This is a genomic window from Geomonas ferrireducens (assembly GCF_004917065.1).
Lineage (GTDB): Bacteria > Desulfobacterota > Desulfuromonadia > Geobacterales > Geobacteraceae > Geomonas > Geomonas ferrireducens.
On record NZ_SSYA01000001.1, the window covers coordinates 1,217,895 to 1,239,062 of the forward strand.

Here is a 21,168-nt window from a genome sequence, read left to right on the forward strand (position 1 = left end):
GCATGGTAATTAATATCTGCCAATATTTTTCACTTGAATCTGCTGCCACTGTTGCACTGCAGGAACAGCTCAAAGCTGGAAGGTATGATTTTTAAATCATATATTCCCGCTAATCCATTTCGTTGTTGCAATGTATAATTGTTTTTTGCAATATGCACAAACGACATATTCTCACACAGCCTATGCGTTTTTCGCATAGCACACGGTACGCGAGTCTTACATGGATTTCGTCACTCTAAAAACCCTCATCGTGTCAGTTGAGTGCGGCAGCTTTTCCAAAGCGGCCGAGATTCTCTGTGTGACGCAGTCAGCGGTATCAAGAAGGATCAAGCTCCTCGAGGACCACTATGAGCAGTTGCTCCTGGACCGGTCCGGAATGTCCCTGCGCCCTACCGCGGCGGGGCAGTTGCTCCTTGACAGGGCCCGTCAGGTCCTGAAAATCGAACAGGATTTCCTGCACGACCTCGAGGTCCTTGCCAGTAAGCGGAAGATCTCCTTCTGCTGTACGCCCCCCTTCGGCATGTCGTACCTTCCCGACGTTTTCACCCGCTTCATGTCCCGCAACTCCGGCACCAGCGACCTCAGCTTCGTCTTCGATATGCCGGAAGGGGCGCTCAAGGGGCTGAAAGAAAACGTGTACGATCTGGTGCTGATCGAATTCTGCGAGGACCTGAACCTCGAGGAGTTCGATAACTACACCCTTCCCGACGACGAGATGGTCTTCGTGAGCGCCCCCGGCTTCGGCATTGAGGAAAAGGTGGTGGGGATTGAGAGGGTATTGGGGGAGCGGCTTTACTGCAAGAAGAGCGGCTGCTGCGCACGCCGCTTCCTGGAAAAGAGCATGGCGGACCTCAGCAGGGATGCGGGCGAATTCCGCAACACCATATTCTTCGACGACATCCCTTTCATCATCAGGGCGGTCATGTCAGGCGAGGGTATCACCTTCATCTCGCGCAGCCTGGTTGCGCCGCATTTGGCCGAGGGTTCGCTCATCGCCCACCACGTGGAAGGCTTCGCTCCGTCGCGCCCACGGCGCCTTGTCCTGCAGAAAAACAAGAACCTCGACCCCTCCATGTTCGACCTGATCGCCGGGATCTTCCTCAGGTTCTCCATCACCCCTCCCGCGTCACTCGTCTCCCGCTAGCTCCTAAACGCCTCGCCCCCCCGCATCATCCCTTTCTGAAGCCCCTCGAGCTTCCTTCTTCGCGCTTTTGCCCCAGCCGTTAAAAGCACCTCCCGCTCCTTCCCTTGAAACGAAACGGTGGTAGCATATTAAACTTCGTTAACACCACCTCCCCTCGGCTCACATTGGTACGGCCGGTGACGACGGGCGCGGGTTTCCATCTCTTTACAAGGGGGACTGTTCACATGAGCGGATCCAGGAAAACGATGGACGGCAACACGGCGGCGGCGCACGTAGCCTACGCGCTGAGCGAGACGGCGGCGATCTACCCCATCACCCCTTCCTCGACTATGGGGGAAGTGGCGGACGAATGGGCCGCGCAGGGGAGAAAGAACATCTTCGGGCAGGTGCTGAACATCAAGGAACTGCAGTCGGAGGCGGGTGCCGCCGGGGCGGTGCACGGCTCGCTCGTCGCGGGGGCGCTCACCACCACCTTCACGGCCTCCCAGGGGCTTTTGCTCATGCTCCCCAACATGTACAAGATCGCCGGTGAGCAACTCCCCGGCGTGTTTCACGTCTCCGCGCGCGCCATCGCCACCCACGCCCTCTCCATCTTCGGCGACCACCAGGATGTCATGGCGGCCCGTCCGACCGGCTTCGCCATGCTCTGCTCCTCCTCGGTCCAAGAGGTGATGGACCTGGCCCTCGTGGCGCATTTGGCCGCCCTGGAGGGAAGCATCCCCTTCCTGCACTTTTTCGACGGCTTCCGGACCTCGCACGAGGTGCAAAAGATCGAAGTGATCCCCTACGAGGAGATGGCGCGCCTGGTGAACTACGAAAAGCTCGCCCTCTTCCGCAAGAAGGCGATGAACCCCGAGCATCCGAACCTGCGCGGCACGGCGCAAAACCCCGACATCTACTTCCAGGGACGCGAGCGGGCGAACCCCTTCTACCAAGCCCTCCCCGAGATCGTCGCCGCCACCATGGAGCGGGTCGGCGTACTCACCGGGCGCCGCTACCGCCTCTTCGACTACGTGGGGCATGCCGAGGCGGACCGGGTCGTCATCACCATGGGTTCTTCCTGCGAATGCGCCGAGGAGGTGGTGCGCCACTTGAACGGCTCTGGGGAAAGGGTGGGGCTTGTGAAGGTACGCCTGTACCGCCCCTTCGATGCGGGCGCCCTGCTGGGCGTCATTCCGGAGACGGCTCAAAAGATCACCGTGCTCGATCGCACCAAGGAGCCCGGCGCCCAGGGGGACCCGCTCTACCAGGATGTCTGCACCGCATTCATGGAGCGCGGCGGGAGTGTTCCCGAACTCTACGCCGGGCGCTACGGCCTGGGCTCGAAGGAGTTCCGCCCGGTGCATGTGAAGAGCGTCTTCGACAACATGAACGGCAACCCCGGCAAGCGCCATTTCACCGTCGGCATCGAAGACGATGTGACCGGCAGCTCGCTTCCGGCGCAGGGGACCCTCTTAACTACGCCGGAGGGGACCATCCAGTGCCGTTTCTGGGGGATGGGGGCGGACGGCACCGTCGGGGCGAACAAGGCGGCGATAAAAATCATAGGCGACAACACGGATCTCTACGTCCAGGCCTACTTCTCCTACGACTCCAAGAAATCCGGGGGGATCACCGTCTCGCACCTGCGCTTCGGTGAAAGCCCGATCCAGTCCACCTATCTCGTCGACGCGGCCGACTTCATCTCCTGCCAAAAGGCGCCTTACGTGCAGATTTACGACCTTCTGGAGGGGATCAAGGAGGGTGGGACCTTCCTCTTGAACTCACCGTGGAACACGGTCGAGGCGATGGGAGAGCACTTGCCGGCGACGATGCGCCGGGCCATCGCTGCGAAGAAGATCCGTTTCTACAACGTCGATGCGATCAGCATCGCGCAGTCGGCCGGGCTCGGGGGGCGCATCAACATGATCATGCAGACCGCCTTCTTCAAGCTCTCCGGCGTGCTTCCCTTCGAGCGGGCAGTGGAACTTCTGAAGGACTCGATCCGCAAGGAGTACGGTAGGAAGGGTGAGCAGGTGGTGGAGATGAACCTCGCCGCGGTGGACCTGGCGGTGCAAAGCCTCGTTGAAATCGGGTATCCCGACTCCTGGCGCGATGCCGACGACGAGCGCGGCACCGATTTCCGGCTGCATCAAGAGATGCCCGACTACATGCGCGACATGGTTTTCCCGATCCTGCGCCAAAAGGGGGACGACCTTCCGGTCTCCTCGTTCACGCCGGACGGCGTCTTCCCCTTCTCCACCGCACGCTACGAGAAGCGCGGCGTCGCGATCAACGTTCCCGAGTGGATCAAGGAGAACTGCATCCAGTGCAACCAGTGCTCCTACATCTGCCCGCACGCGACGATCCGTCCCTTCCTCGCCACCGACGAGGAGATGGCGGGGGCGCCGGAAAGCTTTGAGACGATTCCCGCCCAGGCCCGCGAGGTGAAGGGGCACCGCTTCCGCATCCAGGTCTACACCATGGACTGCATGGGGTGCGGCAACTGCGCCGACATCTGCCCCGCCAAGGTCCCGGCCCTCGTCATGAAGCCGATCGACACCCAATCCGCGGTGCAGGAGGAGAACCGCAAGTTCGCCGAGACCCTCGCGCCGAAGGGGCACTTGGTGAAGCGCGCCACGGTGATCGGCAGCCAGTTCCAGAAGCCGCATCTCGAGTTCTCCGGGGCCTGCTCCGGCTGCGGCGAGACGCCGTACGCAAGGATCATCACCCAGCTCTTCGGCGAGCGGATGATGATCGCGAACGCAACCGGCTGCAGCTCGATCTGGGGCGCCTCGGCGCCGGTCTCCCCTTACTGCGCCGACGCTGACGGCCACGGGCCCGCCTGGAACAACTCGCTCTTTGAGGATGCCGCCGAGTTCGGCTTCGGCTACCACATGGCGGTCACGCAGAGAAGGGAACTTCTTGCCGACCAAGTGCGCCACGCCGTGCAGAGCCTGCCGGAAGGGGAGTTGAGGAGTGAGCTCGATGCTTGGCTTGATGGGATGATGGATCCCGAGCTCTCCCGGCGTCACGGCGACCGGCTGAGGGAGCTTTTGCCGAAGGCCGGCAACAACGAGCTTTTGCAGCAGATCGCCGGTTGGGCCGACCTCTTCACCAAGAAGTCGATCTGGATCTACGGCGGCGACGGCTGGGCCTACGACATAGGCTTTGGCGGCCTCGACCACGTGATCGCCGCGGGGGAGGACGTGAACCTCCTCGTCATGGATACCGAGCTCTACTCGAACACCGGGGGGCAGTGCTCCAAGGCGACCCAGTTGGGCGCCATCGCACGCTTCGCCGCCGCCGGCAAGCGGACCTCGAAGAAGGACCTCGGGCGCATGGCGATGACCTACGGCTACGTTTATGTAGCCTCGGTTGCCATCGGTGCCGACAAGAACCATACCATGAGGGCGATCGCCGAGGCGGAGGCGTACCCGGGGCCGTCGCTCATCATCGCCTACTCCACCTGCATCAACCAGGGGATCAGGAAGGGGATGGGGAAATCGATCGAGGAGAGCCAGCTGGCGGTCAAGTCCGGCTACTGGCCGCTTTACCGCTACAACCCGCTTTTGAAGCGGGAAGGGAAGAACCCGTTCATCCTGGAGTCCAAGCAGCCGGACGGCTCGCTAGCCGAGTTCCTCTCCGGCGAGGTCCGTTTCCAGGCCCTCGAGAAGCAGAACCCGGAGGTGGCGAAGATGCTGCGCGAGCAGATGGAACAGGAGGCGCTGGAGCGCTTCCGCACGCTGCGCGACATGGCCGACTGGCAGCCGACCAAGGGGGACGTGCCGAAGGACGGGGGGAGAAACCGCGACCACGTCCCGGCCGCCGCGGGTGCCGTCGAGGAGCCGTCGCCGGTCTGCGTGAGTGCGACCAGCGACCCGCGCTACAGCCGCCCCGGCGAGCCCGAAGAGGAGTGCGACGACGGCCGCGCGGGGATCGACAAGAAGATAGAGGAGTGAGGAAAATCAGGAATCCCGTCCTACCAACGAAAGCTGGGGGACAAAACAAATCCCCCCCGTCCCCCCTTCGCAAAGGGGGGGGCGTGAGGGGACCTGCGACGCTTCGTGGCAACCGTTTGTCGCCATACCAAGAACTTCCTGAAGAACCTTCGCAAACGGAGGCGGACTTCAGGCTACTGCGACATCCTTGCTGGATGACGCGGATTTGCGGGAATCGGCCCTCTCCCGCACCAAGGCGCTTGCCGCGAAGAGTCCCGCTGCAGCCAAACCGATCCAGCCGGCGGCGTAGAAGACGGAAGTAAGCCCGAAACGACTCTGCAGCCATCCCCCGAAGAGCGGTCCCACCAGGAAACCTAAGTTCAACGCGGAATTGAAGACCCCGACGGCAAGACCCGTCCCGTGACGTTCCCCCTGCTCAAGGAGAAGGGCGGTGCTGGCAGGCTGCGAGAGCACGCTGCAAAGCCCGATCCCGCCACCCAGCACGAGTACCTGCTGGAACCCCTGTGCCACGGGTATCAGGAAGTAGAGAAGCGACACCGAGATCCCACCCAGGAGCACCAGGAATTTCCGTGAGCGGCAGTCTGAGAGCCTGCCGACCGGACGCAGCAGCGTCGTGATGACCAGGGTACTGGAGGCGAGCACCAGGCCGGTCTGGGTGCCGGTGAGCCCCAACCGCGCGTTCAGGAGGATGGGAAGAAATCCCGCCAACAGCGAAATGCCGCACCCCCTGCCGAAGATGAAAAAGAGGAGCCCACCCATGGTACCGTGGCGCGCCACCTTGAAGGCCGCGGGGAGCGTGAGGCAGACCTTTTCTTGTTTGCACGAGGTTCTATCGCCCGAGTGGGCAGGTATGCTCCGCAGCGCAACGGCAAGGGAGAGGAGGCATAAAAAGGCAAGGCTTGCAAAGATGCCGTAAAAGCCCCACATGTCGTGCAGTACACCACCAATAACCGGCCCGACCCCGATGGCGAGGTAGAAAGATATGTCGAAGGTCCCAGCCGCCCGCCCCTCCCCGTTGGTGCCGCTCGCCGCACCGACCAGGGAGAGCATCACCGGCCTAAACATCGCACAAGCCACCCCCTGGACCAGGCGCAGCGCCATGATAAGGGTGAGATCGGAACTGAAGAGGTAACCAAGGGAAACGAGAAGATAAAGGGTAAGACTGAAGGTCACCGCGCCCCTCGCGCCGAAGCGATCCACGCAGGCGCCCATCACCGGGCTGAAGAGGATCTTCGAGAGGGAGAAAAGGAGCAGCGGCAGCCCGAGCAGGATGCCACGCCCCCCGAGGCTGAAGAGGTAGGTGGAGAAGAAGGCGTCGGCGATGCCGAAGCCTAGGCTCGTTGCGAAGTTGATCAGAAACAGCGACTTGAAAAGTTTTCCGTTCTTCATGCCGGGTTCCTTGCGGGCTCCCCCTTTCGGCTGTTTCTGCCTGCGCCGGAAGCGGAGACCATCCCTCAGAGCTGAGCGCCCCGCGTCTTTTCCGACGCGGGGCGCTCGTTTTGTTCCAGATGCCGCCTTACTTCGCGTCCTTCACGAAACGCGCCGCGTTGGCGCCGGCGATCCGGCCGAAGACGACCGTGTCGGTGATGGCGTTGCCGCCCAGACGGTTCCAGCCGTGCACGCCGCCGGTAACTTCGCCGGCCGCATAGAAGCCGGTCATCGCTTTTCCGTCCTTGCCGATGACTTGGGCCTCGGTGTTGATCTTCACGCCCCCCATGGTGTGGTGGCGCCCCGGTTTCACCCAGATGGAGTAGTACTTAGGCCCGTTCACCGGCCTCGGGATGTCCTGGCGCTGGAACTCGGGGTCCTTCTTGGCCGCGAAGGCCTTGTTGTAGTTTTCCACGGTAGCCGTCAATGCATCGGCGGGTACGCCCATCTTGGCGGCAAGCTCGGCCACGCTGTCGGCCTGCTGCACAAGGCCCAACACGATGTAGCCGTCGATCTGGACGTTGCTCTTGCGGATATCCTCGCCGAGCACCAGGAAAGCGGACTTCTCAGGCTGCGCCAGGATGGCGGCGGAAGCCTTGTCGCGGGTGGTCAGCTCGTTCACGAAGCGCTTGCCGGCGTGGTTCACCAGGATGGCCCCGCTGCCGCGCACCGTCTCGGAGATGAGGACCTTGGTCTCTCCCCCCATGGTCGGATGGATCTGGATCTGCTCCATGTCGATCACGTTAGCGCCGATCTTCTGCGCCAGCGCGACACCCTCGCCGGTAGCGCCCGGCTGGTTCGAGGAGGCGGTCTCCTTGAACTGCGGCTTGTAGAAGCCTACCAGCTCGTTGTTGGCGGCGAAGCCGCCGGCCGTATCGATCACCGCCTTGGCCTTGATGGTGTAGAGCCCGCTGTGCTTTCCCCTGACCTGGACGCCGGTAACGCGTCCGTTGCCGTCGGAGAGGATCTGCACCACCTCGGAGTTCACCCGGACGTCGAGGTTACGCTTGGCGGCGTTCTCACGGTACACCTTGATGAGATGCGGACCTACCGCCGCGCCCCCCACCGGACGGTGGGTACGGTCCACGGCGACCCCGCCCGAGCGCACCAGGTCGGTCATGTCTGCGCCCAGGGAGACCAGGAAATCGACCGCGTCAGCGGACTTGTACGCGAGCACCTTCACGAGTTCAGGATCGTTCTTGTCCCTTCCCCCTTTCATGGTCTCCTTCACCATATCGGCCGGGTCGTCGTGCATCCCGAGCCTCTCCTGATAGCGGGTCCTGGCCGCGTTGATCCCGCCCGCTGCCAGCATGCTGTTGCCGCCGGTGATGGGCATCTTCTCGAGGAGGATGACCTTCGCCCCCGCGTCGTGGGCGGTGATGGAAGCCACGTAACCCGAGCCACCCGCACCAATCACCACCACGTCGGCAGATTCGGTCCGCGCAGACTTCTGGTCCTTTGCGCTCTTGGAAGATTCCTGCACCCACTTCTTGTCGCTCGACTCCTTTTCCGTTCCCATGGCCGGGATCTTCATAGCGAAGCTGTGGCAGTAGTTGCAGTAAGCCTTGGAGGCAACATGACCCTTGTGGCAGGCGGTACAGTTGGTCTCGCCCAGGTGCGATTTGTGCGGGTTGATGTGCTCCTTGGTTTTCTCCGCCAGATCGGCGAAGCCGCCGTGGCACCCCTTGCAGTTCTTGTTCAGCGCTGTCTCGTTGTCATCAACCGCGACGGTTTTCCCGTGACAATCGGCACAGCTCACGTTGTTCTTCTTGTGCACCCCCGAAAGGAATGCGCTCTTGGAGGAGTCCGCACCCCAGGCCAGGGAGGCCGCGACCAGCAGGACCGCCGACATCATCAGCGCGAGTATCGTTCTTTTGTTTCTCATTTTTCTCTCCTGTAACTCCGTCGTCCTTGTCATCGCTTACCCCTTAGAAGAGGAGCTGCACCTGGGCGCGCGCCACGAGATCGTCGGTCTTGTCCTTGTAGGTGTGGCGGTTGCCGACGTCGCCCTGGATCTTCAGGTTGTTGCCGTAGAGGAAGTAGTTCACCGCACCCTGGATTTCAGAGATGGAATCGTTGGAAATCGCGCGGTTGGGGTCCATCCAGGCGTAGCGCAGCGCAAGCTCAAGACGCTTCGGGATCACGAAGTAACCGGCCTGCAGGTACCCGCCCCTGGCGATCAGCTCCTTGTCCGAGATGTCGCCCTCCGCTTTGCCCCAGAAGTACTCGCCCTGCATCGACGCGCCCAGCCACTTGCACGCGAAGTCCGCTTCCCAGGAGTCGACGCTGATCTCTTCGGCAGCCGCAGTTCCGAAGTATTTCCCCTTTACCGCCTTGCCGAGCCAGCCGTTGGTGTCGGTTACGAAGTTCGAATTGTTGTTGTCGATGGCAGAGGTCGCCGTGGTGCCGGTCCCGGAAACGGTCTTCCTCAAGGTGTTCAGGTAGTAGCTGCTCCCAAGCGATACCAGGGGTTTCTCGGAATATTCGAGGTCACCCTCGCCGTACTTCATGTCGCCCAGGGGGTTGACGGCCACCCTGAAGTTGTATGCGTTGTCGTTGGTCTTGTTCTTCGTGTTCTGACCGGCGCCTCCGAAAAAGCCCGCGTCGTACTTGACCACGCCGGACCAGAGGTCGCCGTGCAGGTTGATGCCGGTGTCGTACCCCTGCATGAAGGCGTTCCGCACGAAGGAGCCGTCCACGAACTGCTGCGCGGTGTTGGAGGTGATCCACTGCCTTGAGTACTGGATCTTCTCTTGTCCCAGCATGATCTGCAGCTCGTCGGCGACACGGTACTTCATGTTCACCTCTTCCATCGCCTTGGTGTTCTCCTTCACCACGTTGGCCCAGTTGTAGGTCGCCTTGTAGGTGAGGTCCTTGGTGAACGCGTAACCGCTCAGGAGGGTCTTGACGCGCCGCAGGTTGAACTGGCTCACGTCCTGTTTGCTGGCCAGGTCATAGTCGTCGAACTCGTACTGCGCCTGGATCTGCCCGCCGATCTGCAACTGGAACTTTTGGTCCGGCGAGGTGAGGACGAACCCTTTGCCAAGCTTGTAATCGTAAGGATTGGCTTTGGACGCTTCCTTGTACTCCGCCTCAGTGATGACGCCTTTCTCCTTCAGAATGTCTTCAAGGCTCTTCGCCTGGACATCATGCCCCACAGCCATCACCGCCAGAACACCTGCCAATACCACCGCCGTCTGCTGTTTCATGATCCTCTCCTTCAGAGTGTTAGGGCTCAGGGCCCCGTGATTGCTTTTGGCTTTAATAAGAGCAGGATCGATACCAAAGGTTGGCGAAGGAGATAAGTTGTCAGGTTTATTAGGTTATTTGACGCAAAAATCCGGAGCGAAGGAGTGAACCGCTATAGCCGTAGGCTATTGGAGTTTTAAGGCGGGCTTTAAAAGCTTCGGAGATACTGCAGGTTAGGCAGGTATTGCCGGAATCTATAGCTATAGACTCCGGCAATAGGGGTTCAGCCGCGGGCCGATTTGAGGCGCTTCCAGAGCGAGGGTTGGGATATGCCGAGAAGCCGTGCCGCAAGGGTCTGGTTGCCGCCGGCACGGTTCATCGCCTCATCGAGAAGGTAGTTCGCCGCATTGGCAAAGGTGGGGAGCGGCTCGAAGCCGGCAAATGGGTTCTGGTCCGGCACCCGCTCGGAAACTCCCCCACCGGCGCTGACCGCCTTTACGAAACTGTCCATCGAGAGCATGCGGTCCTTATGGGTGCTGACGGCATCGAACACCATCGCCTTCAGCTCCCTGACGTTCCCAGGGAAGCTGTAGGTGGACAAAAGCTGCACGAGCCCGGGGGGCGGAGTCGGCTTTTTCTTCCCCATCATGCCGGCGGCCTCCTCGAGGAACAGGTCGAGCAGGTACGGGATGTCCCCCTTGCGGCTTCGCAGCGGCGGCACCTCGACGTGGTGGGTGCGCAGCCGGTAGAACAGGTCGCACCGGAAACTCCCCTGCGCCACTTTGGCTTCCAGGTTCTGGTGCGTCGCCACCACGATGCGCGCCTTCAGGCGCCTCGGCTGATCGCAGCCGAGCGGGAAATACTCCCCCTCCTGCAACAGCCGCAAGAGTTTCACCTGCGAAGCGATGCTCAGGTCCCCGATTTCATCGAGGAAAAGGGTGCCGTTGGCGGCCGCCTCGATCATGCCGCGGCGCACCCCTTCCGCACCGGTGAAGGCGCCGCGCACGTGCCCGAAAAGGGTGTCGGAGAAGACGGTATCGTCGAGCCCCGCGACGTTCACGGCCACCAGCTCGCCACGGCAGCCGCTCAGCCGGTGCGTGGCCTGGGCGAGGAGCTCTTTGCCGGAGCCGCTCTGACCGGTGATCAGCAGGGGAAGCGGGCTTACCGCCACCGCCTCTATATAGGCGAAGATCGCCTGCATGGCGCGGTCGGCGGTGCAGATGGCGGAAAAGGCCTCGGGGTGCTGCAACTCGCAAGAAACGAAGCGCCGGGTCATCTCCTTGTTGTCGCGCTGCAGTTCCAGGTGCTTGATGGCGCGCTGGACGCCGCAGACGATGCGCTCCTCATCATCGGTCTTCACGTAGTAGTCGTAGGCGCCAAGCTTCATGCAGTTGACGACCTTACCCACCTGGTTCAGCCCGCTGACCACGATGACCGCCACGCCCGGATGGCGCTCGGCGATCTGAACCAGAAGGTCTTCGCCGGAGACGTGAGGCATGGTGAGGTCGAGCAGTACCAGGCCCACTTCCCCCTGCGCCATGATATCCAGCACCTTGCGGCTGTCGCTGCAAAGCGCCACGTTGGTGATGCCGCAGCTGCTCTCGAGGGCCAGCGACAGCGAGCGCAGCCAAGCCGGTTCGTCGTCCACCAGGAGGACCCTGAAAGACGGGTAGAGCTCACTGTCCATTTTTTCTCCCTGCCACGGCGGCCGGCAAAGCGAGGGTGACCGTGGTCCCCTCTCCCAGGCCGGACTCGAAGGCTATTTCGCCGCCGTGGTCCTTGATGATGTTGGCGGAAATGGAGAGCCCGAGTCCGGTCCCCCCGTTCTCGCGCTTGGTGGTGAAGAATGGGTCCGTCAGGTGCTTCAGATGCTCCGGCGAGATCCCGCTCCCCTCGTCATGCACGGAGAGCATCACCCTGCCGGTCGCGGCGTCATGCCAGGTCCGCAAGGCAATTGCTTTGCTGGGATCGGGCAGGGCCTGCCCCGCATTCATGACGAGGTTCACCACCACCTGCTCGAGGCGCTGCTCGTTGCCCAATACCGGGGGGAGCCCGTCCGCATAGGAGGCGGTGAAATCGTTGGTGAATTTGCGGGTCGCCACGTCCACGAGGCGTACCGCCGTCCGCACCACATTGTTGAAATCCAGCATCTCCTTGTGGGCCTCGTCGTCTTTCCTCGCGAAATTCTTCAGGTCCTCCACCGTTTTCTTGATGCGCTGGGCGCCATCCTGTATCTCGTCCAGGATGAGCGGCACCTCCTGCCGAACCCTCTGGTACCGGATTCCTCCAAGGGTGAAGTCGCCTTCTTCCTCCTGGTAACGGTCCAGGATCCGCTCCGCGTCCCGGAATATCTTTTTCAAGGTGGGCATGTTCATCAGGATGATGCCGGTGGGGTTGTTGATCTCATGGGCCACCCCGGAAACCAGGATGCCGAGCGCGGCCATCTTGTCGGCCTGTACCAGTTGCTGCTGGTTTCTCTGCAACTCCGCCAGTGCGTTCGAGAGCGATTCGGTGCGCTGAGCCACCTGCCTGCGCAGCGAGTAGGACCAGAGCACGGTGCCGAGCAGGACGAGGGAAAGCGGGATGACGACCAGTGCCGCGTATTTGGCCACGACAAGCCATGAGGTGCGTTGCGGTTCGAGGACGCCGATCCACCTGTTGTAGATCTGGTTGAACTCCCCTGTCTTCTTGAGGATGGAAAGCCCCTCGTTCATCTGGGCCACCAGTTCGGCGTTCCCCTTTTTGGCCGCGTAGCAGTAGTAGCGCTGCGGGGCGACGTTGGTGGCTACCGGCACCAGGTTCGCAAGCTTCTCTTCCCGGATGATGTACATCGCGGGTAGCAGGGCCACGACGGCGTAATCGCAGCGCCCGGCTGCCAGCTCTTGGAGGGTCTCACGGGGACTGTCGGTCAGCACTAGGTCCGCATCGTAATGCTTTTCCTGCAGGTAGCTGTGCATGCCGCCGCCGCGGTGCACCAGCACCTTTTTCCCCCTGAGCTGTTCCAGGCTCTTGACCGCAGGCGTTCCTTTCCGGGCGAAAATGGCCTGCACGATGATGGAGTGCGGTGTTGAAAACTCGTACTCGCGGGCTCTTGCCTCGGAATAGGAGAGCCCTTCCAGGATGTCGATGTCGCCGCTGTCCAGTCCCTTGAGGATCTTCCCGAAATCGTCCAGCTTGATCTCGACCTTCATCCCCATAACGCGGGCGATGGCCCTGGTGAGATCGACGATGTAGCCGGCCGGCTGGCCGTTTTTGTCCAGGAACTGGTATGGAGGGTAGTTGCTGTTACCGCCCACGACGATGACGCTCAGGTCGCGGCCCGTTACCGGTTCGGCGTTTACCTCCGATGCGGTCAGGCTCAGGGCAAGCAACAGCAAAAGGAATCTGGTAAGCATGGTGGAGGCTCCTAAACACAACATGCCGGTGTATTGTCAGGAAGGAGCACAGGGAGTGAGGGAGTTCGCGGCACTTATAGCACCTGCGGCAAGCCCGCGTCAAAGCAAAACATCCTTCCCCCCCCGTCATGCGCGCCCTCTCCGGCCGTTTCCCGGCTATATTCCCACATTGGTTGTGCGAGAAAATGGCATCTTTCCTTTAAAACCTGTTGACATATTGTTTTCTGAATGTTAGTTGTGCCGTGTGCATATACACAATATCACCCGGAGGTAAGGATGAAGATCTGTTTCCCTGTTGAATGCAACGAAGGTCTTTCCAGTGCAGTTTTCGGCCATTTCGGCTCAGCTCCCGGGTTTCTCGTGGTAGACAGCAACACCGACGAGTGCACCGCCATCAACAACGGTGATCGCGTGCATCAACACGGGGCCTGCAACCCGGTGGCCGGACTTGGCGGGCATGAGGTAGATGCGATCGTCGTAGGAGGGATCGGCGGCGGCGCACTCTACAAACTGAACGCGGCAGGCATGCGCGTATTCCAGGCGCGCCCTGGAACGGTTGCCGAAAACATGGCCCTTTTCAAGGCAAACGAACTGCCGGAGTACCTTCCAGGCCACACCTGCGGCGGGCACGGTCACAGCCACGGCTGCTCCCACTGATCATGCCGCGTCCCCGCAAGCCGAGAACCTGTATCTGCCCGCACCGCGCAGGTTTCGCCGCGGTCTTCAAGCCTGCCGGCACGCCGCTCAAGGAGCTTGAAATGTTGCGGCTCGCCCACGACGAACTGGACGCCCTCCATCTGTGCGACGGGCAGGGCAAGACCCAGGAAGAGGCCGGAGAGTGCATGGGGATATCGCGCGGCACGGTGCAACGTCTGCTAGCCTCCGCCCGCGCCAAGGTGGCCGAAGCGCTGGTACACCAGAAGGCACTCGCCATCGCCGGCGCCCCGGCAGAGTTCGCCCCCCTCCCCTGCGGAGACCTTTCTTAGAGGAGCTTGCATGGAATTGGTGGAGAAACTGGCTGAGGCGGCACGGCGGCAGCACGATGAGGCCGACCTCCCCGCGTCGCTTCTCAAGGAGATCCTGGAGATTGCGAGCAGTCCGCCGCCGGGATGTGACGTGAAGCTGATCGAGCTCCTGTTGGAGCAAACCGAGGCATTCGACAATTACGCCGGGGCGGGATGCTTCGGTGACGCAGTGAGCGCCGCCACCATCCAGGCGACGCTCGACCGGGTGCGCGGCAAAGGTTGACCAGCCCCTCCTCGTCGCCGTACGGCGGGCGGGCTATTTATACTGTTTTCCCTGCAATTTGATGATATTTGATCGTTGAGGTGAGTCATGGCGTGTGAACTCGTCGAGTGCTGTCAGTTCTTCAAGGATAATATGAAGGACCTTCCAAAGGCGGCGGAGTACATCCAGAGCAAGCTCTGCTTTGGAGACTATCAAAGCTGCAACAGATACCGGATCTACAAGGAAAGCGGCGGGGAAAACGTTCCTTTCGAGCTTTACCCCGACGACCAGGAAGCGGTCAGGAAGGTGAAGCAGTGCATGCTTAAGAAGCAGCACTGTCAGAATGGGCCGGCGGACGACAAAGAAGAGTGATGCAACACCACCGATTGTAGTTCACATGGAGGGCATCGTGCCGATCAAAGGGAAAGCCGCGTTTATCCTCGCCGCAGCGCTTGCGTTCGCCACGCTGGCAGGCACCGCCATAGCCGGGTCACCGGTCTTCGACGTCGACCGCGAGTTCTACCCCTACTACCCCTCGCTCATCAAATGGAACAAGTCCGCCCTCGATTTCACCCCGCCGAGCGTCTGCCAGGGGTGCCATGAAAAACAGTACAAAGAGTGGAGCGCTTCCGTGCACCAGCTCGCCTTTCAGGACCCTGTCTACCAGGGGGAGCTGAACAAGGCGGTGAAAGCTGTGGGTCACGAGATCTCGCGCCAGTGCGAAGGGTGCCATTCCCCCGCGGGCGTGGTCACCGGCGAGATAAAGGGTCCCGGCAACGCGGGGCTGAGCGAGATGGCGCTAGCCGGAGTCTCCTGCGACATCTGCCACTCGGTGAGCGGGGTGACGCACTGGCAGACGCCGTCCCACGAGCCGGAAAACGGCTCCTTCATCCTCACCCCCGGCGTGGAGACCAAGGACGGCCCCCGGTTCGTCAAGCGCGGCCCCTTCAAGCCGAGCGAGGAGTGCGGTGGTGGCTTCCACGACTGCGCCGAGAGCTCGCTGCACCTGCAGGCCGACCTCTGTGCCTCCTGTCACCAGGTCTACCACTACGACGCGCACTTCCCCCTCGAAGCGACCTACCTCGAGTGGAAGCACGGCCCGTACGCCCAGAAAAACGTCCTCTGCCAGGACTGCCACATGGTCGACACCGCCTCGTTCAAGAAGGCGGCGGACCAGTTCATAAAGCCCGACCGCAAGGAGTACCGGCATTACTTCAACGGCGCTAACTACCTGCTAAGCTACCTCGCCGCCGGTGCCGCGAAGAAGGCGGGCAACCAGGAGCAGGCCGATCTTTTCATGAAGCAGTACCAGATGGCCGTCGATCGGCTCAAGTCCGCCGCCGAAATCGAAATCACCCCGAGCTATCAGAAGGGGGAGCTGAAAGAGCTGCAGGTCCGGGTAAAAAACGTGCGCGCCGGGCACAACCTCCCCACCTCGCTCACCAACGTGCGTCAGATGTGGCTGGAGATCGTGGCAAAGGACGAGGCGGGCAAGACCGTACTCACCAGCGGCCAAGTCGGCCCGGAGGGCTCCCTACCCGCCGATGCACGGCTCTTCAACTCGGACGGCATGGGCGACAACTTCCATTTCGCCATCGACCCATGGGTCGTTACCTCGTTCTCGCGGCACGACACCATCCCGCCCCGGGGGTACAAGGACGTGTACTACGGCGTCCCCGCCCTGAAGGGGGTGAAGAAGTTGAACGTCGAGGTGAAGCTGCGCTACCGGCAGGCGGACCAGAAAGTCGCCGAGGCGCTGCTGAAGGCGGTCCCCAAAGACATCGACCTCGAAAAGATTTACGGCCTGAAGGCCGTCCCACCGCTGCCGGTCGTCGACATGGCGCTTAAGAAGGCGTCGCTCTCCACCCGTCAGGCCGCACGCTAATCCCGCATCAACCTCTCCGCAAGTCTCTTGCCCCCGCACTCCGGGGGCTTTTTTTTTCACGCGAGTTGCGGCGAAGAGGCTCCCGCTACCACTACCCGTCCAATGCTGCCGTTGAAAGCGCCCCCCCCCTTATCCTCCATGACAATGTGTCATCGTTTTTGGCGATAGTATCGCCAAACCTTATTCAAACTATCGGTTTGACTTATCTCCTGTCTGCACATATACAAAAGCGAAGTATGAGCCATGCATAGCTGCCTTTTCAGGCGGACTGTGCAGGCGAAGCGGTTGGCATGAGCCGAATATTCCGATACAGGAGAAGCAAAGCATGAAGATGACGAGAATAATCGCCCTGGTCCTTGCACTGGTGACCATGCTCGCCGCGTCGGCGGCCTTGGCCGCCCCCTTTTTCGGCGGCAACTACCAGTATGTGGCTCCCGAGGATTTCAAGAAGTGGCTTGAGGCGGGCAAGAAGGTGCAGATCGTCGACATCCAGGTGCCGGCCGAGTTCCAGCAGCACCATTTCAAGGGTGCGCTGCAGACGAACGCTTTCCCGGTGAAATCCGCCGAGGAGAAGTCGAAGCTGGACCGGGTGCTTCCGCAACTGACGGCAACCCGCGAGGAGATCGTCATCATCTGCCCGCGCGGTGGCGGCGGTGCCAAGAACACCTACGATCACCTGAAGAGCAAGGGGATCGCGGAGGCTCGCATGCACATCCTGGAGGACGGCATGCAGGGCTGGCCATACCAGGCCCTGGTGGTGCAGGGGAAATAAACAAGAGGATGGTGAATCACGAAGCCGCTTCTCTCGATACGGGGAGAAGCGGCTTTTTTATTTTCCAGCTGGCTCTACTGGATGTTTTTCCCGCTTGGCTAAATCCCCTCCCCTTCGCAAAGGGGGAGTTTTCCTGTTTTTACTCACTCTGCTGCGGCTGTTCCCAGAATGCGCCGATATCCTTCAATATGGCTCCTGAAACGAGCTCCCTCGCCTGCGCTTCGAACCAGTCGGCAGGCATGGCGGCGCTGTACTCGTTCTCCAGGAAGCGATCGTCCATCAGGACGATGACGCCGCGGTCGGTTTCCGAGCGAATCACCCTTCCCGCCGACTGGATCGCCTTCGCCATGGCCGGTATGGTGTAGGCGTACTCGAACCCCTTGCCGTAGTGACGCTGGTAGTAGGCCCGCATCTCCTCACGCTCGAGATCGAAGTTCGGCAGCGGTGGACCGATAACGAAGGCACCGATCACCATCTCCCCCGCGTAGTCGACCCCTTCGGAAAGCGATCCCCCCTGCACCGCGAAGACCACGGTCGGCGCCCCCCCCTCGCGGAGGTGTTCCAGCATTTCCGCGGTGCGCGCTCCCTTCATGTTGCGCTCCTGCTGCAGCACCTCAAATCCCTCCGGCGCCCTGAAGAGTTCGGCCACCCGCTCCAAAAAGACGAAGCTCGGGAAGAAGGCCAGGTAGTTGCCACGTCGCAGGGCCACGATGCGGGCGAGCGCATCGGCTATCCTCGCGTAGTTCCGCTCGCGCTTGGAATACCGGGTTGATACCTGCGGGATGATGAGGAGTTTGCGCCGCTCTTGCGGGAAGGGGCTCTGGAACTCCGCGGTGTGCACCTCCTGCGGGTCGAGGCCGGAAAGCCGGGCGTAGTACTCGAACGGTTTCAGCGTCGCCGAGAACCCGACCACCTGCTGGTACTCCGCGTACCGCTCAGCGATTAGGTCGGAGGCGTCGCAGCAGGTGACCTTGATGCTCCCACCGCTCCCCAGCGGCTGGTACAAGGTGAAGAATTCCTGCCGCTGCGAGCGCACCGCCAGCTCCAGCATCTCCGTGAAACCCGTCCAGTAGTAGCAAAGACGCAGCACCGGGTCTTCCTGCCGGATTTCGACGTCCGCCTCAAGGTAACGCGACAAAAGGGAACGCAGCCGGCCGTCCAACTCCAGGAAAGCGTCCATCGGAGGCTCGATCCGCGCGGCGCTCTCCCCCTTCCCCGCGCGGCAGGAAAGGACCGCCGCCACGCAGTCGTCCAGAAGCGAGGCGGCCTCGCGCCTGAATAGATGCGGCACGTTCGCGAGCTCCTCCCGCATCCCCTCCAGCACATGGCTCGAGAGGCTCGGCGAGTAGTAGTCCATGGCGCGCGAGGGGAGGTTGTGGGCCTCATCGATCACGAGGTTCGGCTTGCCGCTTTGCTCCACGGCGAGCCCCGCCGCCCGTCCCAGCGCCGAGCGGGGCGCGAAGACGTAGTTGTAGTCGCAGATGACGACATCGGCGAGCGTCGCGCACTCGATCTGCAGCTCGAAGGGGCAGACTTGGTACTTTTCCCCGAATTCGCGGAAGGTCCTCGCCTTCAGCGTCTTCTTCCTCTCCAGAAGCTCCACGACGCCATGACGGGCGAGCTTGCCGTAGTAGTCCTTCGCGTAGTCGCAGTACTCCGGCGTGCAGATCGGCTCGTTCTGAAAGCAGATCTTCCCTTTAGCGGTGACGGTGAGGGAACGAAGCTTCGCCCCCGCCTCGCGAAACCTCGCCACGGCATCCTCGGCCACCTCGTGCTGGCTGTTCTTCGGGGTCACGTAGCACACCGTCTGCCCCCGCGACAGCCCCTCTTTCAGCACCGGATGCAGCACCCCCACCGTCTTGCCAAGCCCGGTCGGCGCCTGGATCAGCATGCGCCAGCCAAGGGCCATCCCCTGCTCGATCTCCGCCATCAGCTCCACCTGCCCGCTGCGCGGCTTGGTGAAGGGGAAGGGAAAATCCGCCGCCATCGCACGCCTGCGCACGGCGCGCTTTTTGGCGCGGCTCGCCTCCGCCACCAGTTCTTCCAGCCTCGCCTCGAGCCAGCTCTCGTAGCGTTCCACGTCGAGGCTGATCTCAAGGTCCGCTGAGTGGCCGTTTCGGGATGAAACCAAGTGGAAGGTGAGGCGCGGCACCCGAGCGTGCTCAAGCCAGTGGAAGTAACCGTAGGTGAGAAGCTGCAGGCAGTAAGGCTCCAGGAAGGGGTCGCCCGCCAGGCGGCGCTTCAGCTCGCCCAGGGCGAAGCAGCTCTTGATCTCCTCGATGCAGGCGTAGTCGCCGCCGGAAATGCCGTCCATGCGCCCGTTGATCTGGAAGAGGAAGCCTCCCCGTTCGAGCAGGCGCCCCACAGGCACCTCGGCGCGATAAGACGGATCCACTTCGGCACGCCTTTTCTGCACGCGCTGGTGGATCTCCCGGCCGTCGGCGGTGGAACGGTCATAGCCCGAGCGTGGCTCGATGTGCCCTGAGCGCGGTACCGGGAGGGCAAAGTAGCCGACCGGTACGCTGATGATGTCGTTTGCAGGTTTCATGTGGCCTTAGTCCGTTGATTCTCCGCCACTTTCTAATGACTGCTTCTTCTTTGTCAAGCTAAGAATCCCTATCGCGTTGCAATGCCTCGCATAACCGGTATCCTCTTGTCTGTGTTTTTCATTACATGCCTAAAGGAGAAGAGAACATGAGAAGAGTCGTAGCTGCCGCGGTACTGTCCCTTTTCTGTGCCGGTTTCGCCTATGCCGCCGATGAGGCCGTGGTTGTTCTCCCGGCAAAGAACGGCAACGTCACCTTCCCGCACAAACAACACAAAGACATGCCGGAGATGAAGTGCACCAACTGCCACGAAACGGACAAGGGCGGGAAGATCGCCGACCTCGGCAAGGACTGGGCGCACAAGACCTGCAAAGGGTGCCACACGGAGAAGGGTAAAGGCCCCGCCAAATGCAACGAGTGCCACAAGAAGTAGCGACCGCCGCACCTCACCTGCCGGCGGAGGCAGCCGCCTCCGCCTCTTTCACCACCCCTCATGACCCCAGCCAATCCAATTAAAGCCCAAAGCATAAGATTGACTTTTTTTAATTTCCAGCAACAATGAAGTCGGCGTCTCGCCCCCGCTTATCTTTCGCACGGCTCGAAGTCCCCGCATCCACAATGTGTTAGCAGATCAGTAAAAGGCGGAGAGCCCTTCTCTCCTCCTCAAATTAAAGGACCGGGGCAAGGAGATTCACACATGAGGGACCCTTTCCACGACCTGCACCACCACGAGACGGGAAGCACCTCGCACATAAGACTGATCTCCGAGGGAGGTGGGACGCAGGCCCGCAGCCCCGAGATGGTCTGCATCGATTCACTTCAGGCCACCCACCCATGCGCCACGGAGGCCCAGCACGCGGTGTATCACCCCACCAGCAGCACCGTCGCTCCCGGAAACGCCCTTTGTTCCATTCCAGCCGAGCACTCCACGGAACTGGACCGGGAATCATTGCCCGGCCTCTTGCGCCAGCGGCTGCAGCTGGTCGGGGTCGAACTCGGTCCAGCGGTTAGCCTCACCGTCTCCGAAGCCGGAAAGTTTTGGCACATCCAGGACGGACAGAATTGCTATGCGGTCAGGAGGGTCGCGGCGCGTATCGCCGTCTTTTGCGAAACATGTTGAACCTGTTATGCGAACTCACCTTGTTACCGGACCGGACCCGCGTTTGCCGCGTGTCCCGTGCTGATGACATTTCCTGAAAGGAGAGCGCAATGGCCGAAAAGAAAATGGAGGGGGAAGACAATGGCAGCATGCACGTGAAACTCGTCTCTGAAGGGGGTGGAGAGGCGGAGGCGCAGCGGGCTCAGTGCTGGTCTCCCGACCAGATCGTGGCGAGCTGCATAACGCCACAGCAGATGGAGAACTTCAGGGCCTACAACAACGTCTGCATGACCCTCCCCACCAACGACATGTACGTATTCTCGCTCCCCCTTGAACACGCAGGGGAACTGGACCGGGGGGTGATCCCGCCCGCAGTTCACCGGGAATTCGAAGCGCAGGGGGCAGCGCTCTCCATGGCGGCGCGCCTGACCGTCCAGCATTCCGGACGCGTCTGGTTCATCATCGATCTGGACAGGAAGTACTCCGTCCGCATGGTACCGACCGGGCTCCTCGTCTACAGCGAAAGGCTGTAGGCAGAGTCC

General features: G+C 61.5%; 17 protein-coding genes. 11 read left to right on the forward strand and 6 right to left on the reverse strand.

The annotated features are described in order from the left end of the window. The first annotated feature begins 220 nt into the window (after positions 1-220). The gene (locus E8L22_RS05235) at positions 221-1,144 is read left to right on the forward strand and encodes a LysR family transcriptional regulator (RefSeq protein ID WP_136524153.1); all 924 of its coding nucleotides are present in this window, start codon (positions 221-223) and stop codon (positions 1,142-1,144) included. Positions 1,145-1,368: 224 nt separating this feature from the next. After that, on the forward strand, positions 1,369-5,085 hold the full coding sequence (nifJ, locus tag E8L22_RS05240; protein WP_136524154.1) for a pyruvate:ferredoxin (flavodoxin) oxidoreductase: 3,717 nt from the start codon (positions 1,369-1,371) through the stop codon (positions 5,083-5,085). Positions 5,086-5,253: 168 nt separating this feature from the next. On the opposite strand, the gene E8L22_RS05245 is transcribed toward nifJ, so the two are convergent. The 5 genes from E8L22_RS05245 to E8L22_RS05265 form a co-directional block, all read right to left on the reverse strand. Next, positions 5,254-6,474, reverse strand: coding sequence for an MFS transporter (locus tag E8L22_RS05245; RefSeq protein ID WP_136524155.1), 1,221 nt, complete (start codon positions 6,472-6,474; stop codon positions 5,254-5,256). A 127-nt stretch (positions 6,475-6,601) separates the two neighbouring features. Next, positions 6,602-8,398, reverse strand: a complete 1,797-nt coding sequence (locus E8L22_RS05250; protein ID WP_136524156.1) for a flavocytochrome c — start codon at positions 8,396-8,398, stop codon at positions 6,602-6,604. Positions 8,399-8,441: 43 nt separating this feature from the next. Continuing rightward, a complete protein-coding gene (locus tag E8L22_RS05255) occupies positions 8,442-9,722 on the reverse strand; it encodes a porin (RefSeq protein WP_136524157.1) in 1,281 nt (426 codons plus the stop codon). Between the two features lie 263 nt (positions 9,723-9,985). After that, complete coding sequence (locus tag E8L22_RS05260; protein ID WP_136524158.1) at positions 9,986-11,389, reverse strand: sigma-54-dependent transcriptional regulator; 1,404 nt, start codon at positions 11,387-11,389, stop codon at positions 9,986-9,988. Further along, the gene (locus E8L22_RS05265) at positions 11,379-13,097 is read right to left on the reverse strand and encodes a transporter substrate-binding domain-containing protein (RefSeq protein WP_136524159.1); all 1,719 of its coding nucleotides are present in this window, start codon (positions 13,095-13,097) and stop codon (positions 11,379-11,381) included. The genes E8L22_RS05260 and E8L22_RS05265 overlap by 11 nt, the downstream gene beginning before the upstream one ends. 276 nt (positions 13,098-13,373) lie before the next feature. Here E8L22_RS05265 and E8L22_RS05270 point away from each other — a divergent pair, with 276 nt between their 5' ends. The 6 genes from E8L22_RS05270 to E8L22_RS05295 all read left to right on the forward strand — a co-directional run bounded on the left by E8L22_RS05270 (position 13,374) and on the right by E8L22_RS05295 (position 16,981). Then, on the forward strand, positions 13,374-13,754 hold the full coding sequence (locus E8L22_RS05270; protein WP_136515270.1) for a NifB/NifX family molybdenum-iron cluster-binding protein: 381 nt from the start codon (positions 13,374-13,376) through the stop codon (positions 13,752-13,754). A gap of 2 nt (positions 13,755-13,756) precedes the next feature. Continuing rightward, complete coding sequence (locus E8L22_RS05275; RefSeq protein WP_136524160.1) at positions 13,757-14,083, forward strand: DUF134 domain-containing protein; 327 nt, start codon at positions 13,757-13,759, stop codon at positions 14,081-14,083. 10 nt (positions 14,084-14,093) lie between these two features. Then, the gene (locus tag E8L22_RS05280) at positions 14,094-14,345 is read left to right on the forward strand and encodes a GSU3529 family protein (protein ID WP_136524161.1); all 252 of its coding nucleotides are present in this window, start codon (positions 14,094-14,096) and stop codon (positions 14,343-14,345) included. Positions 14,346-14,432: 87 nt separating this feature from the next. Beyond that, positions 14,433-14,696, forward strand: coding sequence for a hypothetical protein (locus E8L22_RS05285; RefSeq protein ID WP_136524162.1), 264 nt, complete (start codon positions 14,433-14,435; stop codon positions 14,694-14,696). A 37-nt stretch (positions 14,697-14,733) separates the two neighbouring features. After that, a complete protein-coding gene (locus tag E8L22_RS05290) occupies positions 14,734-16,209 on the forward strand; it encodes a cytochrome c family protein (RefSeq protein WP_246044551.1) in 1,476 nt (491 codons plus the stop codon). A gap of 325 nt (positions 16,210-16,534) precedes the next feature. Then, on the forward strand, positions 16,535-16,981 hold the full coding sequence (locus E8L22_RS05295) for a rhodanese-like domain-containing protein (protein ID WP_246044552.1): 447 nt from the start codon (positions 16,535-16,537) through the stop codon (positions 16,979-16,981). 139 nt (positions 16,982-17,120) lie between these two features. On the opposite strand, the gene E8L22_RS05300 is transcribed toward E8L22_RS05295, so the two are convergent. Next, entirely contained in the window at positions 17,121-19,529 is a 2,409-nt protein-coding gene (locus E8L22_RS05300; RefSeq protein WP_136524164.1) for an ATP-dependent DNA helicase, read from the reverse strand. 146 nt (positions 19,530-19,675) lie between these two features. Between E8L22_RS05300 and E8L22_RS05305 the strand changes: the two genes are divergently transcribed. The 3 genes from E8L22_RS05305 (at position 19,676) to E8L22_RS05315 (ending at position 21,159) form a co-directional block, all read left to right on the forward strand. Beyond that, complete coding sequence (locus E8L22_RS05305) at positions 19,676-19,960, forward strand: cytochrome c7 (protein WP_135868967.1); 285 nt, start codon at positions 19,676-19,678, stop codon at positions 19,958-19,960. A gap of 264 nt (positions 19,961-20,224) precedes the next feature. Beyond that, on the forward strand, positions 20,225-20,647 hold the full coding sequence (locus E8L22_RS05310; RefSeq protein ID WP_136524165.1) for a hypothetical protein: 423 nt from the start codon (positions 20,225-20,227) through the stop codon (positions 20,645-20,647). A gap of 89 nt (positions 20,648-20,736) precedes the next feature. Then, the gene (locus E8L22_RS05315) at positions 20,737-21,159 is read left to right on the forward strand and encodes a hypothetical protein (protein WP_136524166.1); all 423 of its coding nucleotides are present in this window, start codon (positions 20,737-20,739) and stop codon (positions 21,157-21,159) included. Positions 21,160-21,168: the final 9 nt, after the last annotated feature.

Excerpts from the sequence above, each read along its gene's own strand:
- E8L22_RS05235 (WP_136524153.1), top strand. The coding sequence starts at position 221 with ATGGATTTCGTCACTCTAAAAACCCTCATCGTGTCAGTTGAGTGCGGC.
- E8L22_RS05295 (WP_246044552.1), top strand. The coding sequence starts at position 16,535 with ATGAAGATGACGAGAATAATCGCCCTGGTCCTTGCACTGGTGACCATG.
- E8L22_RS05300 (WP_136524164.1), bottom strand. The coding sequence starts at position 19,529 with ATGAAACCTGCAAACGACATCATCAGCGTACCGGTCGGCTACTTTGCC.
- E8L22_RS05260 (WP_136524158.1), bottom strand. The coding sequence starts at position 11,389 with ATGGACAGTGAGCTCTACCCGTCTTTCAGGGTCCTCCTGGTGGACGAC.
- E8L22_RS05285 (WP_136524162.1), top strand. The coding sequence starts at position 14,433 with ATGGCGTGTGAACTCGTCGAGTGCTGTCAGTTCTTCAAGGATAATATG.
- E8L22_RS05310 (WP_136524165.1), top strand. The coding sequence starts at position 20,225 with ATGAGGGACCCTTTCCACGACCTGCACCACCACGAGACGGGAAGCACC.
- E8L22_RS05265 (WP_136524159.1), bottom strand. The coding sequence starts at position 13,097 with ATGCTTACCAGATTCCTTTTGCTGTTGCTTGCCCTGAGCCTGACCGCA.
- E8L22_RS05275 (WP_136524160.1), top strand. The coding sequence starts at position 13,757 with ATGCCGCGTCCCCGCAAGCCGAGAACCTGTATCTGCCCGCACCGCGCA.
- nifJ (WP_136524154.1), top strand. The coding sequence starts at position 1,369 with ATGAGCGGATCCAGGAAAACGATGGACGGCAACACGGCGGCGGCGCAC.
- E8L22_RS05245 (WP_136524155.1), bottom strand. The coding sequence starts at position 6,474 with ATGAAGAACGGAAAACTTTTCAAGTCGCTGTTTCTGATCAACTTCGCA.
- E8L22_RS05315 (WP_136524166.1), top strand. The coding sequence starts at position 20,737 with ATGGCCGAAAAGAAAATGGAGGGGGAAGACAATGGCAGCATGCACGTG.
- E8L22_RS05250 (WP_136524156.1), bottom strand. The coding sequence starts at position 8,398 with ATGAGAAACAAAAGAACGATACTCGCGCTGATGATGTCGGCGGTCCTG.
- E8L22_RS05255 (WP_136524157.1), bottom strand. The coding sequence starts at position 9,722 with ATGAAACAGCAGACGGCGGTGGTATTGGCAGGTGTTCTGGCGGTGATG.
- E8L22_RS05305 (WP_135868967.1), top strand. The coding sequence starts at position 19,676 with ATGAGAAGAGTCGTAGCTGCCGCGGTACTGTCCCTTTTCTGTGCCGGT.
- E8L22_RS05280 (WP_136524161.1), top strand. The coding sequence starts at position 14,094 with ATGGAATTGGTGGAGAAACTGGCTGAGGCGGCACGGCGGCAGCACGAT.
- E8L22_RS05270 (WP_136515270.1), top strand. The coding sequence starts at position 13,374 with ATGAAGATCTGTTTCCCTGTTGAATGCAACGAAGGTCTTTCCAGTGCA.